This window comes from Poseidonocella sp. HB161398 (genome assembly GCF_005870025.1).
GTDB lineage: Bacteria > Pseudomonadota > Alphaproteobacteria > Rhodobacterales > Rhodobacteraceae > Mangrovicoccus.
Map to the genome: position 1 here is coordinate 76056 of NZ_VATA01000026.1, position 14533 is coordinate 90588.

Consider the following 14533-nt stretch of genomic DNA (forward strand, 5'->3'; position numbering starts at 1 on the left):
ATCGGCAGCTCCTCGCGCGGCACCGCGTCAGTACATGGTCGCGGCGCCCGCGGACGGGGCTTCGGACCCGCATAGGTTGAATATCGAGCGGTCCTCGTCCGAGACGCCGCGCACGGTCGGGCATTCGTCCTGGACCGTGCAGCTTGCCGCGATGCCCGAGGCCGAGAGCAGCCCCGCGAGGGTCAGCAGCCTGCGCCGGAGCCGGCTCATGGCAGCTCCGCCGCCTGCGGGCGGTCCTCCAGCAGGCTGCGCGCCCGCTCCAGATAGGCGGGCCAGTCGATCCCGTAGGCCAGCTGCCAGCGGGGCTGCCATTTCGCCAGCAGGATCTTGCGACGCCGTGCCAGATAGGACAGCCAGGGCCCCCGGACGGGGCTTGCGGCAATGTCCTCGAAAGAGGGGAAAAGCTCGGCCGTCAGCCCGCGGTCGTGGAACGGCCTGAGGTCGCTGTCGGTGGTGACGAAGACCATGCGGCGGAAGCGCCGGAAGGGCCGGGCCGAGGCGTCGAGGAACCGGTCGAGCCCGGCGCGGTCGCGCTCGAGCAGCAAGACCAGCGCGGTGCCCTGTCCGGTGGTGCCGGGAAACTGGAAGAGCGACGGTCCCGCGGGCGGCGGCACCGCGCCTGCCGCCGGTGCGAATATCCTGGAAAACAATGACGGCAGAGACTGTTGCATGAGAGCCCCGGAATGCGCGAGTATCGCATAGGTTGTAACACAATTTTAACGAAATGGGTATGGCAGAGTTCTTCGATGTCGTCTTCGTCGCCGATCCGCGCTTCTCCGGCGGGACCTCGACGGCATTGGCCGCCGAGATCCGGGCGGCGCGGCAGGCAGGGCTTTCGGCAGGGCTCCTGCCGGTCATGGGGCCGGTCCTGCGCAAGGCCTGGCCGGTCCATCCCGCCATCGCCGCGGCCATCGCCGACGGGGACGTCGCCGTCATCGCCCGCGGCCGGACCGTCCGGACGACCTTCGCGATCCTCCACCATCCCGGGCTCTTCACCCTGCCGCCCGCTGCGCCGCTGGGGCTCTTGGCCGAGACCGCGGTCCTGGTGCTGCACCATCCGCCCCGGGACGGCGCGGGGGCCGGGCAATACGACCTGGCGGCGGTTCTGGGCAATATCCGCGCGGCGCTCGGTCTCGATCCCGTGGTCGCGCCGGTCGGGCCGCTCGTGCGCCGCCAGCTCGACGCCATGGGCGGCACCGGCATGGCTCTGCTGGCGGAGGACTGGACGAACCTGATCGATGTCGCCGACTGGCCCGACCGCGCCGGCCGACCGGTCGGCAGCCCGGTCCGCATCGGCCGCCATTCCCGCCCGCTGCCGCAGAAATGGCCCGCCACCCGCGCCCTCGCCCTGGCCGCCTATCCCGACCGGGAGGGGATCGAGGTCTCCATGCTCGGCGCCGATCCCGAGCGGCTCGGCCGCGTCTACGGCACGCTGCCCGGGCACTGGCGCCTCCTGCCCTTCGGCACCATGGAGGTGGCCGAGTACCTCGACGGGCTCGATCTCTACGTCTATTTCCACGCCCCCGAATGGGTCGAGGCCTTCGGCCGGTCGATCCTCGAGGCCGCGGCCTGCGGGCTGGTGATCCTGCTGCCGGCCCATTTCGAGCCGGTCTTCGGCCCCGCGGCGATCTACTGCAAGGAGGAGGAGGTCGCCGATCTGGTCGCGGAATTCGCCGCCGACCCGAAGCGCCACGCGCTGCAATCCGCGCGGGCCCGCGCGCATGTCGCCCGGAATTTCGGCCTGGACCAGTTCCGCGCCCGGCTGGCGCGGCTGCGCCCGGACTGGGCCGCGCTGAAGGGGGCCCGGCCGCAGAACACGCCGCGGCCCGGACGCAAGACCCGGCAGGTGGCGCTGCTGATGACCTCGAACGGGGTCGGGCTCGGCCATCTGACGCGGATGCTCGCCCTGGCCGACGAGATGCCGCCCGAGCTGGAGCCGGTCTTCTTCACCCTCTCCCAGGCCGCGGATCTGGCGCGGCAGGCGGGCTATGCGGTCGAGTTCCGGCCCTTCCACCGCGCCACCGGCGCCGATATCGCCGCCTGGAACCGGGCGCTGGCCGAGGAGCTGTCGGATGCCATCGCCTTCCACGGCCCGGCGATCCTCGTCTTCGACGGCAACACGCCCTACCAGGGGCTCTGCGACGCGCTGGCCGCCGCGCCGGATCTGGTCTCGGTCTGGATGCGCCGCGCCTTCTGGACCGCGGGCCATGCCCGGGCGCTGGAGCGGACCGGCAGCTTCGACGCGGTGATCGAGCCTGCGGATCTGGCGGAAATCCTCGACCATGGCCCGACCGTCGCGCGGCGGGACGATGTCCATCGCGTGCCGCCGGTCCTGCGCGGCGATCCCGGCGCCCTGCATGCGCGCGGGCCCGCGCGGCGGATCCTCGGCCTGCCCGCGGAGGGGACGCTGGCGCTGGTCTCGCTCGGCGGGCAGGCGAATTACGACCTCTCGCCGGTGCTGGCCGAGCTGCGCGCCTGGGCGGACGGCCGGCCTGACGTCACGCTGGTGCATCTGGTCCCCTGGATCGGCGCCCGTCCAGAGGCGCGGCCGGGCGAGATCCTGCTGGAGCGCTACCCGGTCTTCCCGCTGATGCGCGCCTTCGACTTCCAGATCTCGACCTGCGGCTACAATGCCTTCCACGAGGCGATGCTGGGCGCCATCCCGACGGTCTTCGTGCCGAACGAGGCCGCGGAGATGGACCTGCAGATCGAGCGCGCGCGGTTCGGCGCGCTGGCCGGGGCCAGCCTGACGCTGCGCCGGGCGCAGCCGCTTGCCGCCGCGCGGGTGCTGGACAGGATCGCCGATCCGCAGGTGCGGCTGCTGATGCAGGAGGCCGCGCGCCGCCTGCCACGCGAGACCGGCGCCGCCGCGGCCGCGCGCTTCGTCTGCGACTATGCGCAGCTGCGCAAGACGGCGCCGCGCTGAATGGCGGCGCGGCTTCCAAAACCGCCGGATTTCCGGCATGATGGCCGAAAGAGCGAGGGCTTCGCGATGCCGCTTCGGGTCTTTTTCCTCCTGCTTTGCGCCCTTCTGGCCATGCCGCCGGACGCCTCCGCCCAGGAGCCGCCGAAGGACCGCTGCCGCCTGACGGAAACCGGCGGCTTCGAATGCGACCCGGAAGACCGCGAAAAGCTCGGACCGGACGCGCAGGACCGCGATTTCTTCTCCGGCGCCCAGCCGGGCGGCGCGCTGCGCCCGGCACGGCTCTTTGCCGGGCCCGGCATGTATCCGCCGGAGAACTACCGCGGCTACGGCATCCTCGCCTTCCCGAGCCGCGCCACCTCCTATGACCGCGAGCGCCACGAGATGATCTGCGCCGCCTATATCGCCTCGCTGCCCGAAAGCTCGACGCTGGAGACCCCGACGGAGGACCAGTTCGTGACCATCTGGCCGGTGAAGAGCGATGCAGAGGCCCGCGCCGTCACCAGCCTGCCGCTGGACGAGGCCTGCCCGGCGGCAATCGACGCCTATAGCCAGGAGGCCGCGCTGCGCGCGATCGCGGCGGCCACGGAGGCAGGGTTCCGCGATGACGGGCTCGGCCCGTACCTTCTGGCCTGGTCGCCGCCCTCGGGGATCGGCCGGAGCGATGTCTTCGTGCTGGCGCTCGATCTGTCGAATGTGCGCAGCTACCAGCAGGCGCTGGCGCTGATGACCGAGTGGAACCGCGATATCGAGACGGATTTCGACATCCTCGCCAACGGCTTCACGCTGGAGCGGCTGCGGGTCAAGATCCGCCGCTGGGCGGATAGCTACGGCGACGGTTTCCTCAAGCTGCTGGAGGCGGGCTGATGGGACTGATGCTGAAGCTCGGGCTGGGCGGCGTTCTGGGGCTGCTGCTGGGGCTCGTCCTGGTGGCCTGGGTGCGCCCGGCCACCGATGGCGGGATGGCGATCCTCGTGCTCATTCCGGTCGCGGTCTGCTCCGCGCTCGGCCCCGCGGTCGCGGCCCTCTTCCAGCGCAAAGGCGAATAGGCCCCCCGGAAGGGGCCGTCGCGCGACGGGCGGCGCCTGCCGGACGGGGGCGCCCGGCAGGGCTCCTGCCCGTCAGCGGTAGGGGACGTTGTGGCAGCGGCAGACCCGGCGCATCCGCGGGCGCGGCACCGGATAGGGGCGCGGATAGCCGGGACGATGGGCATAGCGCCGGGCCAGGGCGCGGCGCCGGGCGATGGCGGCATTGCGGCGGTAGATCGCCTGGCGGCGGCGGCGGTCGCGCAGGATGTTCGCGGTATGGTGCGCCGCCGAGCGCAGCGCGCTGGTCGGCGTCACCGGCCGGCCGCGGGAATAGCGCCGGAGCTGGCTTGCCGCGGTCCGCCGCATGATCGTCGGCACGGCCCGCATGGCGCTGCGCGCGGCGGGCGAGCGGCCGATCCGCCGCACGATCGCGCGGCCGGCCCGCAGGAGCTGCGGCGCGGCCCGTGCCGCGGCGGGAAGCGCGCGGGAGGCCAGCGACGCGAGCGCGCCGATGAAGGCATCCTCGTCCTCCTCGCTTTCCAGCCCCTTGGCCGCCAGGGCCCCGAGCTTCTCCATCGCCTCGACATCCATGGGATCGAAATACTCCAGGTCGGATTCGAGATCGTCTTCCTCGAAGTAGTCGTCCTCGGCGAAGTCGTCCTCCTCGCCGAAGGCATCTCCGAAATCGGCGAAATCGTCGTCTTCCATGTCGAAGTCGTCCTCCTCGCCGAAGAGCTCAAAATCGTCTTCGAGTCCGTCGTACATCTTGGCACCTCGCCTGTAGCTGTTCCTGGCATGAAGCGAGAGCTCGGGAGCGTCCCTGACACGGCCTTGCGCTTTCGCCGGTCCAGTATCGCGCCGCCCCGCGGCCCGGCAAAGTCGCCCGAATGAGGGAATGCGAACAGGGCACGGCCGGGCGCGGCGGGGCCGGTCCAGTCCCCCATCCGGGCTACAGCATTTGCGCGGCTGTCCCTAGGGAAGGCGAATTGCTCTCATGGACGGGCAACTGACGCCGCGTCGGCACCGCCGGACGATGGCTTCTCCAGGGAGAACACTCATGGATAGAGACTTTGATCTGGCCTACGACGATCCCGAAGGCGACAGCATGCTCGAAGACGACTTCGGCATGGAAGACGAAGACGGCTACGAGGCGTTCGGAAGCTTCGACGGGTTCGGCGAGTATGACGGGTTCGGCGAGTTCGAGGATGCCGACGCGTTCGGCGAGGACGAGGATGACTGGGCCGAGGGCGGCTTCGACGATTTCGGCGAGGACAGCTTCGGCATGGAGTTCTTCGGCGAGGACGAAGACGACTATGCCGACAGCGCCTTCGACAGCGTGGTTGCAAGCGCCCTGGCCTCGGAGGACGAGGACGAGTTCTTCAAGAAGCTCTGGAGCGGGATCAAGAAGGTCGGCCGCACCGTCGGCCGCGTGGTCAAGAAGGCCGCGCCCTTCATCTCCAAGATCGCCCCGCTGATCCCGATCCCGGGCATGAGCCTCGTGGGAACGGCGGCGAACATGATCTCGGGGCTGCGCGCCGAGGCCGAGGACGAGACCGACGCGATGGAGATGGCGGCCGAGGCGGCCAAGAAGCTGCCCGGCGCGACGCCGGTGGCCATTGCGCTGACCGCCAAGAAGCTGACCGGCGACCGCGGCAAGACGATGTCGAAGACCGCGCGCAAGAAGGTCGCCAAGGCGGCGCGCGAGGCGGTCACCGATCTCAACCGCAAGATCGGCCCGAGCGGCGCCCAGGTGGCGGCGCAGATCGCCAAGAAGATCGACCGCAAGATGCCGACCGCTCCGGCCACGAAGAAGGCCGAAGTGCTCAAGAAGGTCGCCCGCAGCGTGGCGCGCAAGCCCGCGGCCGCCGCGGCGCTGTCCCGCTCGGCCTCGTGGAAGTCCAAGTCCAAGGCCCGCAAGCGCGTCGTGCCGCGCGTCCTGGCCAAGGCCAAGTTCGGCCCGGCCAGCAGGGCGGGCTGAGCCGCCCTGCCCTCCCCCCGTCCCGCGCCGCCGCGCGCGGGACGGCGCCCCTCCCCTTCCCCGCGACATCCCCCAGACCGAGGATCCGACGCTATGTTCACGGCCCCAGTTTCCCCTCCGGCCCGGCGCACCGGCCCCGTCCCCGGGGACCGCGCGGCCAACGAGGCGCCCGCCCCCGGGGCGGCCGGCCGGGACCAGGCGGTCCGCGCCTTTCTCGACACCAAGGCAAGGAGCCTGAAGGCGCGGGCCCGCCGCCTGGGGCAGCTCAGCCCCGCCCGGGTCGGGCTGCGCGCCGCCGACCGCCCCTATTCGCCCGCCAACAGCTATTTCCACGCCGCCAACAAGCGGCTCGGCAAGATCGACCGCAGCATCCGCCGCCGCCTGGCCGAGCTCGAGCGGATGCAGGGCGCGCCGGTCCCGCGGCAGCTCCTGCAGATGGCGCTGGTCGAACGCGAGGTCGACCGCTCGCGCCGCGCCTTCGGCATGTTCTTCGAGGTCTTCGCGCAGCGCGGCACCGGCTTCTCGGCCTCGCTCGCCGCCCATGACGCCATCGCCCGCGACTGCTACCGCGCGGCGCTCGCCGGGCAGGCAGAAGTGCTGAAGAAGCCGCTGCTGATGCCGATCACCTATCTCGAGCACGGCTATTCCCCCGCCACGATGCGCCGCGGCGTGACGCTGAAGCGGCTCCTGGGCGAGCCGAACCCCTTTCCGCTGATCCGCATCCCCTGGGACCGCGACGTGCCCTGGCAGGCCACCTTCCTGCACGAGGTGGCGCATAACCTGCAGGCCGATCTGGGCATCTGGGACGAGACCCGCGAGGCGGTCGCCCGGCGGCTGGCGGAAAGCGGGACCAGCTCCCGCATCGCCGCGATCTGGTCGAACTGGCCGAAGGAGATCTTCGCCGATCTGGCCGCGCTCCTGCTGGGGGGGCCCGCCGCCGCCTTCGGCCTGGCCGAGTTCCTGGCCCATCCGGGCTCGAAAGTCGCGAATTTCCGCTCCGGCGGCGTGCATCCGACCGGCTATATCCGGGTGCTGATCCTCGCCGAGATGGTCCGCCGGATGGGCTTCGCCCACGAGGCGGAGCAGCTGGGGCGGATCTGGACGAAACTCTACCGCGCCGAGGCCGAGCGGCGCCTGCCGCAGGATCTGATGACCAGCGCGCCGCGCATCCTGCGGCTGATGGTGGACGAGATCGCCTTCCAGCCGCGGCGGATGCTCGCCGAGCGCAGCCTCGCCGACATCCTGCCCTTCCGCAAGGCCGATCAGGCGCGGATCGTCCGCGGCGCGCGGCAGTTCCGCAAGGGCCGCGTCCCCGATCTGCCGCCCCGCTGGCTGGTCAGCGCGGCGCGGCTGGCAATCTCCTCGGGCGCCGATGCCGGCCGGGTCGGCCGCGCCCTGACCCGCCGTCTGGCCGCCGACAGCGCCGCCGCGCGGCGGCAGCCGCAGACGATCGCGCCGGCCCCCGCCGACCGCGACCTGGCAGGACTTTTCCCCGGGCTCATGACCGAGCCGAAACTCACTTGGGCAGCATAGGTGACGCGCATGGCAGACCTCGTATCGCATTCGAACGTTTCGACCCGGCTCGACAACCTCATGCGCCAGACGCTGATGCTGTCGGACCCCAACGATCCCGGCGAAGTCGCCCGCGCGCTGGCGCGCCGCTTCCGCGGCGGGGCGGCCCGGCTGGAAAGCGACCGCACCGGGCTTCCCGCCCAGGTCATCAGCCTGGCCGCGGCGCCCGCGGAATTCGCCTCGCCGAGCACGGCCGAGCTGATCCAGGCGCGCGACGACCTGGAGCGCGACCTCGCCTCGCTGGTCTCCGCGCCGCAGCTCAAGGACATCCGTCCCGAGCTGCAGGGCTGGCAGCGCGCGCTGCCCGAGATCCTCGAGCGCGGCGCCAATTCCGCCCGACAGTCGATCCACGAGGGCCATCGCGCCACGGCGATGGCGGTCCGGCAGGAGCTGGGCGACTATGCCCGGCTGGCGCGGCTCCTCGGCGCGACGACGCCGGAATTCAACGGCGCCTACCGCTCGCTGGCGAAAAGCCTCGACGAGGGCGCGGCGATGATGGTGGTGCTGGCCGGCGAGGCAATCGCCGGTCGCGGCTTCGGCGGCATCGCCGCGCTGCCCTCGCCAGTCGCGGATCTGTCGATGCGCCGCGACGCCGTGCTCGAGGCGCTGCGCGACCTCCTGCATCCCGGGACGGGCGACAATGACGACAACCGCTGGCCGCGCGGGCTGCACGCGCTGAACCGGATCGAGGACTGGCTGCAGCAGAGCGGCCAGGGACATCTGCGGGCCCTGCTGGACGAGAACTATCTCGCCCCGCTGCTGGACAAGCTGGTGGAAAGCGCCGGCCACAGCGATGCGGCGCTGCTGCGCGGACTGGGCGCGACGGCGACGGTGACGCTCGCGCAGATCAACCGGCTGGTCGACATGCTCGGCCGCGCGGTCAACCCGACCTCGCCGCCGCTGGCCCGATTCCGCCAGGCGCTGTCCCTCTTTGCGCGGTCCTTCCGCGCCGACCGCGGGCGGCGGCTCATACTCGCCGCCCGGCCGCCCCTGCTGTCCTATGGTCTCTACGGGCTTTCCAACGATCCCGGGGACAAGCGCCTGACAGAGATCATGGTGCGGCGCGGAGAGATCGCGGCCATGCTCGACTGCTTTCTCGGCTGCGGCTGCAGCGCCGACAAGGTCGCCTGCCAGGTGCTGCTCGACAAGCTGCTCTACGACATCGACCGGGCCATCGACCGCTATCTGCAGGATCCCACTGCCATAAACAGCGAGGCCGAGCGCCGCGCGGCGGCCTTCGGCCTGCTGATCCGGGTCGTCATCGACGCGAAGGCAGTGGCCAGCGAATTGGACAAAGGTTCGGCCTATTTCGTCAATCCTGCGAATTCGTCCGTGGAAAAGGCCGCACCCCATATCCGGCGCCTCAAAGGCTGCTTTCCCTCCGGCAGCTCGAGCTCGGATAAATTCCAGCGGGAAACGGCCGCCACGCAGGAAGAAGGGTCGGACCCCCTCATCGAGCGGCTCGAGACAGCGCTGGACAGCGTCTACCGGAAGCTGGTCGAGCCGCTCGGGGGGGGCGACCGGGACACGCTGTCCGCCGCCGCCAAGTCGGACATGCGGGCCGAGCTCTGCGCACAGGAGCGCGATGAAGCCCGATGGTTCGAGTTTGCACGAGCGATGACGCCGGGATGCGTCGAGCTGGACCGGCTGCAGGCGATTGTCAGCGCAGTGATTGCCGGCGGTCTCTATCTGTCCGGCAGCGCCCCGCAGCGGCGCGACGACGATCTCCAAGTCTACGGCTGCACCGCTGACGTCGACAACCTGCCGGCGACCATCGCCACCAGCCTGGATTCCTTCGCCTACCGCTTTCTGACCCGCGACGGCCAGATCGACCCGACCTTCGATCCCGAGGAGTGACTCATGGCATACAGAAGCAAACCGGTAATCGCCATACCGAAGAAAATCGTCATTTCGTGCGCTGAGCCGGACGCCGCTGCCGATACGCCGACCAGGGCCCTGCAGGCCGCAGCCGACATTCTTGCCTCGCAGCAAGCGGCGCATGAGGCGGAAATCCAGACCATAAAGGGAAAGCTCGACGAATTCGGTGCCAAGCACGAAGCATTGGCTTCCCGCCTGCCTCCGGTTGAAACCGGGATCAGCGAAGTCTGGAGAACAGCTGCCGCCAATATCGCGACGATGGAAACGCACTTCAGACGATGGGAAAAGAGCGCGCGTTCCGAACTCGACACGCAGGCGGCCGCCCTGAGAGCTGCGCAGGAAGAGGCCATTGCGGCGGGCGCAGCGATCACGGCGAAGGCGGAAGAGATAATCGAGGCGAAGGCCCGGGATGCCGTCGAGGGGGCGCTTGGCCAGCGCATCGAGGGTTTCGTCGAAACCGGCCTCTGGCTGCAGGAACACCGTCCCTACCTGTCACAGGCCGGAATCGAGTCCCTCCAGGACGTCCGCGTCAAGCTCGCGACAGCGGCAAAACGCAGGGATTTCCTGAAAAAGCTGAAGAACATCGAAGGCTTCGCAGACCAGGTCTCGTATGAAGACCTGACCAAGCACGCCATGAACCTGGAGCCGAGCAGATAGTCCTTGCCACAGCCCCAACGCACTGACTTGTCAACGGAGCAAGACCATGAGCCCTTCGGATAGCGAATACATTCAAGCTCTCTTTCAGCAGTTTGCTCACGAAGAGCTCGACAAGCTGCCGCAGGACGAAAGGGACCGCCTGGCGCGCGCCTTCGAGGACAGGTTCGGGCAGCTGGTGCGCGACGCGGCCGGCGGCGGCGTCTCCTTCCCCGACATCATCGGCTTCGGGCCGGACGGCGCCTTGAACCTCGCCACCGTGCCCGCCGCCTACCTGAAGGCCGATTTCGACGAGGCGGTGACGCCGAGCCAGCTCCAGGCGGTGTCGGATCTCTACTTCATCATGCAGCATGACCGCATGGGCGTGTTCCGCGCCGTCGACATCCTGCGCCGCATGTTCCGCGACGGCACCATCCGGCTGCAGCACGGGCCGGGCGCCAATGCGCTCTACCTGCTGGAGAAATGGCGGCCGCTGCGCTACGGGCCGCGCGACCGGGCGATCGCCTATGCGCGGGTCTTCAACTACGGCCGCGGCCCGAAGCCGGCCGGGGCGATCATCAACCGCAATTTCCACTACCAGTTCGTCGCGCTGGTCAGTTCGCTGGCGCAGTATTTCCGCGACCTGACGATCAGCGAGGTGGTGCGCGGCGGCCAGGCGCTGGACAGCCGGCCCTATGGCTCCATCGCCACGGTGCAGCGGCTGGCAATCGACCTGCGCTATGCGCTCGACCGTTCGAGCTACGGCAATATCGTGCGGCTGACCCATGAGAGCGGGCATTTCCTCAAGGAGGCGCTCGAGATCCTCGACACCGCCGACATCAAGCGCTCCTTCGACGCCTCGAACCGCTGGCAGGCGCTGGAGCAGATCCTCAACCGCCATATGGGCGGTGCCAAGGACCTGTCGCAGCGCGCCAAGATGGCCGAGGCCGGACGGCGGATCCTCGGCTGGGTCGCGGGCTCCACCTTCGACAGCGATGTCGATGCCGACAGCTTCCGCGTCCAGGCGCGCACCGCCGGCAGCCATGCCGAGGCCTGGATCGCCGCCTATCGCCTGACCCCCGACGGCCGCCGCTTCCCCGGCGTGGCGCCGAACCTGAAATGGTCGCTGGGCCTGCCGCGCCACCAGGCCGAGGCGGAGCTCGAGTGACGTGGCCGCAACCCGCCGAGGATGACGCCGATGCAGTGGCTCCCCCGCCTGACCATGGCCGCCCAGGATGCCGGCGCGCCGACGCTGATCGTCGACCGCGCGCTGGCGCTGCATCCGTTCGGCCCGCTCCTGACACTGCGCCTGGCCGCGGAATGCGAGACCTGGGTGCCCTGGAGCCTCTGGCGCACGCTGGACGACCTGATGCTCGCCGGGCCGCCGCAGGGGCTCCCCGCGGAGACCGAGCGGACCTGCCTCTCCTGGGAGAAGGCGCGGCTCATGCTGGGCGAGCGCAAGCTCTGCTGGCTGGCCGAGGCGCGCGAGGATGCGCGGCTGCCCGACTGGCTGCCGCTGGAAAGCTTCGTGCGCTTCGAGGTGCTGCAGGCCGCCCTGTCGGCCCGCGGCCATCAGGGCGGCCGGGTCCGCGGGCGCAATGTCGATGACGGCGGGCTCGACAGCGTGATTCTCTGCGCCGCGCTGCAGGAGCGCCCGGCGATGATCCTGGCGCTGGCGCCCGAGGCCGCCCCCGAAGACGCCGAGCCCGAGCTGGTGGCGCTGTCCTCCGCCTGCGGGCTTGCCGCCGCGCGGCTGCCGCGGCCGGTGGAGCGGGCGATCCGCAGCCACTGGCTCGACCCGCTGCTCCTGCGCGCGGGCCTGCTGGACCTGGTGGCGACCGGCGGGATTCCCCTTGCTTTTGCGAGGGTTCACGCACCGGATCTGCTGTTTTTCGACACCCCCTCCTTCGAGTCCGATCTCCGGGAGAGGAGCGATGCCGAGAGCTGGCCGCGCGATGCGCGGATGACATGGGGAGCCTTCCGATGACCGAAGAGAATTCAGCGCAGACCCCGCCCCGCGAGGAGGGCCCGCCCGCGGATCCAGGGCATGGATATCCGCATCCCCCGGAGCCGCAGAGTTATGGTAAAATGCGAGTCATCGGGGGGCAAGGGGAGACGTGGAGCATGGAGCGCGCGTCCGCATTCGTCGACTATTGCATAAACGGCGCCTTGCAGGAGCTCGGCCGGGACGAGGACCCGCCTGCGCCTGCGCCCCGCCCTCCGGAAGAGACCCGCGCGCTCGTGGCCTTCCTGCGATCCTACCTGAAGGACCGGCCCGACCGGCAGGCCGTGCTGGCCGCGCTCGGCGGCACGCCCGCGCCCGCAGTGGCAGAGGCCCGGACGGGAGAGCGGACATGATGGAGCTTCTGCCAGACGGCTTTGCCGGGGAGTTCGCCGACGCCATGGACGAGGGCTATGCCGACGCGCTGCTCGACCCGGCGGTGATCGGCCCGAGCGACGACCGCCGCCGCGTGATCCGTCCCGATCGGATGCCCTACGCCGCCGTGTGCTATCTCGAACGCAGCTTCGGCAGCCGAAATTTCGGCTGCACCGGCACGCTGATCGCGCCGGATCTGGTGCTGACGGCCGGCCATTGCCTGATCCGCCGCGGCGGCCAGGTGCCCGACCGGATCCGGGTCCAGCCCGGACGCAACGGTCCGCGGATCCGCGAGAGCCTGCCGGTGCGCGCCACCTATGTGCCGCGGCGCTATGCCGAGCGGCGCGATCCGCTCTACGATTTCGGGCTGATCCGGCTGGCGGCGCGGCCGCGCACGGTCCCCGGCCCGGTCTTTCCCCATGCCGCCAGCGACGCCCAGCTGCGCGCCTTCCTGCGCGGGCGCCAGGTGCAGATCGCGGGCTATCCCTCCGACAAGCCGCGCGGGACGATGTGGACCCATGGCGAAGTGCTGCGCCGCTTCGACCGGCGGCAGCTGCTGCATGTGGTCGATACCTGCCCGGGCCATAGCGGCAGCGCCGTTCTGGCGCGGATCGGCCGCTGCCAGCGGGTGATCGGCATCCATGTCGCCGGCGTCTCCGACCCGCGGACCGGGCGCAGCTATGGCTGCCATCCGGGGTCGCGCGCTGCGCCCGAGGCCGGCGGCGTCAACCGCGCCATCCGGATCACGCCGGTGATCCTGGCGGCACTGGCCGGACGGCCGGTTCCCGGAGGCTACGCGATGACGCGCGTCTGGCCGCCCGCGGCATGATCGGGGAGAGGGGAGATGGCGGATCACCAGGAGCTGCTGCCGGAGGAGGCGACGCCGATCCTCGCCTGGGCGCATCCCGATGTCGATCTCGGCAGCATCGTCATCCAGATCCTCCCCGGAGATCCCGGCACCGCGGAAGAGGACGCGCAGCTGATCGGGCGGATCAGCATCGACGGGCGCTGCTACACGCTTCTGGGACTGGAGCGGCGCGACCTGCGCGACGGCTCCGGCTTCTGCCGGCTCAGCCCCCGGGAGCTGCAGATCGCCGCGCTTCTGCGGGAGGGCGTCTGCAGCAACAAGGAGATCGCGCGGCGCCTGCGGCTGAGCCCCTACACGGTGGCAACCTACCTGAAGCGCATCTCCGACAAGCTCGACTGCCGGTCCCGCACCCAGATCGCGCTGCGGTTCTCGGAAGTCGCGGAGGGCGGTCCGGCCTCGGCCGGGTAGGACTGCCCGGCCGGCCTCCGGTAGCCGATCCCGAACAACGCGGTCATGCGGCTTCAGAGGTCTGCTCGGGGTCTTGGTATCCGGTCATGAACACCGCGGTGGCGACGATGAGCCAGGCCCAAGCGACCCGCAGGCAGGCTAGGATCTTGCGGATCTTGTGGCCGCAGCCGCAGAGCACCGCGAAGAGCGCGTCGCCGTCGGTCCCTTTCCGCGGAGATCGCGACAGCCATCCGTCGTTCGGCCCGCTCACCTGGACCGGTGGCGTTAGGGGCCTCACTGTGGCCGATCTCGGGCGCGGTGGAACTCCGGCGCCGCAAATCGGCGGCCAGGGTGGGCGTCACGCCGCGGCGCTGGCCGCTGATCAGCACCTTTGTGGCGGTAATCTTGTGTCCGCGATAGCCGCGGTCGACCACGGCGAGGCCGGTTTTCGTTCCGGTGGCACCCCGACCAGTTCCAGCGCAGCGCCGCGCGTGTGGCCGTCATGCGGATTGCCCGGGAAACTGCGCGCGCCGACCACGAAGCCTTCGTCCAGCGTCGTCGACAGGCTGACCTTGCAGCCGAATTCGCAGTGGATACGGGCCTTGCCCTTGAAGATGCTGCCGACCGCGGGCCCATGCAGCACATAGACCTTGCCCGGCCTTTCGGCGTCTGCCGGAGCAGCCGCAGCGCCAGCACAATCTTCGCCACCACCCGGTCGCGCAAGCCGCCCTCGGGGATGCCGCCTAGATGGCGGTGCAGGTCCCGCAGGACCCTGCCGGTGTATCCTCTGAGCTTGTCAGGGCCTTGCGCATGCGCCTGAACTGCCGGGCATGGGCGTCGCGGCCGACTTGGCGCACCCGGCGCGGCGCGAGCCGGGCATAGGACTGGC

The 14533-nt window shown here is 70.5% G+C and carries 15 protein-coding genes and 1 pseudogene; 12 read left to right on the forward strand and 4 right to left on the reverse strand.

The window, feature by feature from the left end; translation table 11 throughout:
* Nucleotides 1–27 precede the first annotated feature (27 nt).
* A complete protein-coding gene (locus tag FGX59_RS19885) occupies nucleotides 28–210 on the reverse strand; it encodes a hypothetical protein (protein ID WP_138468868.1) in 183 nt (60 codons plus the stop codon).
* Nucleotides 207–671 carry a hypothetical protein gene (locus tag FGX59_RS19890; protein ID WP_138468869.1) on the reverse strand — a complete coding sequence of 155 codons (465 nt, stop codon included), beginning with the start codon at nucleotides 669–671 and terminating at the stop codon, nucleotides 207–209. The genes FGX59_RS19885 and FGX59_RS19890 overlap by 4 nt, the downstream gene beginning before the upstream one ends.
* 59 nt (nucleotides 672–730) lie before the next feature.
* Between FGX59_RS19890 and FGX59_RS19895 the strand changes: the two genes are divergently transcribed.
* From FGX59_RS19895 to FGX59_RS19905, 3 genes are all read left to right on the forward strand, one after another.
* Nucleotides 731–2926 carry a glycosyltransferase gene (locus FGX59_RS19895; protein ID WP_138468870.1) on the forward strand — a complete coding sequence of 732 codons (2196 nt, stop codon included), beginning with the start codon at nucleotides 731–733 and terminating at the stop codon, nucleotides 2924–2926.
* Between the two features lie 66 nt (nucleotides 2927–2992).
* Nucleotides 2993–3790, forward strand: coding sequence for a hypothetical protein (locus FGX59_RS19900; RefSeq protein WP_138468871.1), 798 nt, complete (start codon nucleotides 2993–2995; stop codon nucleotides 3788–3790).
* Nucleotides 3790–3972 carry a hypothetical protein gene (locus tag FGX59_RS19905; protein ID WP_138468872.1) on the forward strand — a complete coding sequence of 61 codons (183 nt, stop codon included), beginning with the start codon at nucleotides 3790–3792 and terminating at the stop codon, nucleotides 3970–3972. The genes FGX59_RS19900 and FGX59_RS19905 overlap by 1 nt, the downstream gene beginning before the upstream one ends.
* Nucleotides 3973–4044: 72 nt before the next feature.
* Here FGX59_RS19905 and FGX59_RS19910 read toward each other — a convergent pair whose 3' ends face one another.
* Nucleotides 4045–4716, reverse strand: a complete 672-nt coding sequence (locus FGX59_RS19910; protein ID WP_138468873.1) for a hypothetical protein — start codon at nucleotides 4714–4716, stop codon at nucleotides 4045–4047.
* A gap of 292 nt (nucleotides 4717–5008) precedes the next feature.
* Between FGX59_RS19910 and FGX59_RS19915 the strand changes: the two genes are divergently transcribed.
* From FGX59_RS19915 to FGX59_RS19955, 9 genes are all read left to right on the forward strand, one after another.
* Nucleotides 5009–5929 carry a hypothetical protein gene (locus FGX59_RS19915; protein ID WP_138468874.1) on the forward strand — a complete coding sequence of 307 codons (921 nt, stop codon included), beginning with the start codon at nucleotides 5009–5011 and terminating at the stop codon, nucleotides 5927–5929.
* 93 nt (nucleotides 5930–6022) lie between these two features.
* Nucleotides 6023–7462, forward strand: coding sequence for a hypothetical protein (locus tag FGX59_RS19920; RefSeq protein ID WP_206078395.1), 1440 nt, complete (start codon nucleotides 6023–6025; stop codon nucleotides 7460–7462).
* Nucleotides 7463–7471: 9 nt separating this feature from the next.
* A complete protein-coding gene (locus FGX59_RS19925) occupies nucleotides 7472–9358 on the forward strand; it encodes a hypothetical protein (protein ID WP_138468875.1) in 1887 nt (628 codons plus the stop codon).
* Between the two features lie 3 nt (nucleotides 9359–9361).
* Nucleotides 9362–10036 (forward strand): hypothetical protein, encoded by a 675-nt coding sequence (locus FGX59_RS19930; RefSeq protein ID WP_138468876.1) that lies wholly within the window; start codon nucleotides 9362–9364, stop codon nucleotides 10034–10036.
* A 46-nt stretch (nucleotides 10037–10082) separates the two neighbouring features.
* A complete protein-coding gene (locus tag FGX59_RS19935) occupies nucleotides 10083–11180 on the forward strand; it encodes a hypothetical protein (RefSeq protein WP_138468877.1) in 1098 nt (365 codons plus the stop codon).
* 30 nt (nucleotides 11181–11210) lie between these two features.
* Nucleotides 11211–11999, forward strand: a complete 789-nt coding sequence (locus tag FGX59_RS19940) for a hypothetical protein (RefSeq protein WP_138468878.1) — start codon at nucleotides 11211–11213, stop codon at nucleotides 11997–11999.
* 137 nt (nucleotides 12000–12136) lie between these two features.
* On the forward strand, nucleotides 12137–12370 hold the full coding sequence (locus FGX59_RS19945; RefSeq protein ID WP_138468879.1) for a hypothetical protein: 234 nt from the start codon (nucleotides 12137–12139) through the stop codon (nucleotides 12368–12370).
* The gene (locus tag FGX59_RS19950) at nucleotides 12367–13218 is read left to right on the forward strand and encodes a serine protease (protein ID WP_138468880.1); all 852 of its coding nucleotides are present in this window, start codon (nucleotides 12367–12369) and stop codon (nucleotides 13216–13218) included. The genes FGX59_RS19945 and FGX59_RS19950 overlap by 4 nt, the downstream gene beginning before the upstream one ends.
* Nucleotides 13219–13233: 15 nt before the next feature.
* Complete coding sequence (locus FGX59_RS19955; RefSeq protein ID WP_138468881.1) at nucleotides 13234–13665, forward strand: response regulator transcription factor; 432 nt, start codon at nucleotides 13234–13236, stop codon at nucleotides 13663–13665.
* Nucleotides 13666–13708: 43 nt separating this feature from the next.
* Here the strand turns inward: FGX59_RS19955 and FGX59_RS38800 are convergent.
* Nucleotides 13709–14533 (reverse strand): annotated as a pseudogene (locus FGX59_RS38800) (hypothetical protein); the annotation flags it as partial.

What these genes read in the sequence shown, in the direction of transcription:
- FGX59_RS19885 (WP_138468868.1), bottom strand. Translation starts at nt 210, where the DNA reads ATGAGCCGGCTCCGGCGCAGGCTGCTGACCCTCGCGGGGCTGCTCTCG.
- FGX59_RS19890 (WP_138468869.1), bottom strand. Translation starts at nt 671, where the DNA reads ATGCAACAGTCTCTGCCGTCATTGTTTTCCAGGATATTCGCACCGGCG.
- FGX59_RS19895 (WP_138468870.1), top strand. Translation starts at nt 731, where the DNA reads ATGGCAGAGTTCTTCGATGTCGTCTTCGTCGCCGATCCGCGCTTCTCC.
- FGX59_RS19900 (WP_138468871.1), top strand. Translation starts at nt 2,993, where the DNA reads ATGCCGCTTCGGGTCTTTTTCCTCCTGCTTTGCGCCCTTCTGGCCATG.
- FGX59_RS19905 (WP_138468872.1), top strand. Translation starts at nt 3,790, where the DNA reads ATGGGACTGATGCTGAAGCTCGGGCTGGGCGGCGTTCTGGGGCTGCTG.
- FGX59_RS19910 (WP_138468873.1), bottom strand. Translation starts at nt 4,716, where the DNA reads ATGTACGACGGACTCGAAGACGATTTTGAGCTCTTCGGCGAGGAGGAC.
- FGX59_RS19915 (WP_138468874.1), top strand. Translation starts at nt 5,009, where the DNA reads ATGGATAGAGACTTTGATCTGGCCTACGACGATCCCGAAGGCGACAGC.
- FGX59_RS19920 (WP_206078395.1), top strand. Translation starts at nt 6,023, where the DNA reads ATGTTCACGGCCCCAGTTTCCCCTCCGGCCCGGCGCACCGGCCCCGTC.
- FGX59_RS19925 (WP_138468875.1), top strand. Translation starts at nt 7,472, where the DNA reads ATGGCAGACCTCGTATCGCATTCGAACGTTTCGACCCGGCTCGACAAC.
- FGX59_RS19930 (WP_138468876.1), top strand. Translation starts at nt 9,362, where the DNA reads ATGGCATACAGAAGCAAACCGGTAATCGCCATACCGAAGAAAATCGTC.
- FGX59_RS19935 (WP_138468877.1), top strand. Translation starts at nt 10,083, where the DNA reads ATGAGCCCTTCGGATAGCGAATACATTCAAGCTCTCTTTCAGCAGTTT.
- FGX59_RS19940 (WP_138468878.1), top strand. Translation starts at nt 11,211, where the DNA reads ATGCAGTGGCTCCCCCGCCTGACCATGGCCGCCCAGGATGCCGGCGCG.
- FGX59_RS19945 (WP_138468879.1), top strand. Translation starts at nt 12,137, where the DNA reads ATGGAGCGCGCGTCCGCATTCGTCGACTATTGCATAAACGGCGCCTTG.
- FGX59_RS19950 (WP_138468880.1), top strand. Translation starts at nt 12,367, where the DNA reads ATGATGGAGCTTCTGCCAGACGGCTTTGCCGGGGAGTTCGCCGACGCC.
- FGX59_RS19955 (WP_138468881.1), top strand. Translation starts at nt 13,234, where the DNA reads ATGGCGGATCACCAGGAGCTGCTGCCGGAGGAGGCGACGCCGATCCTC.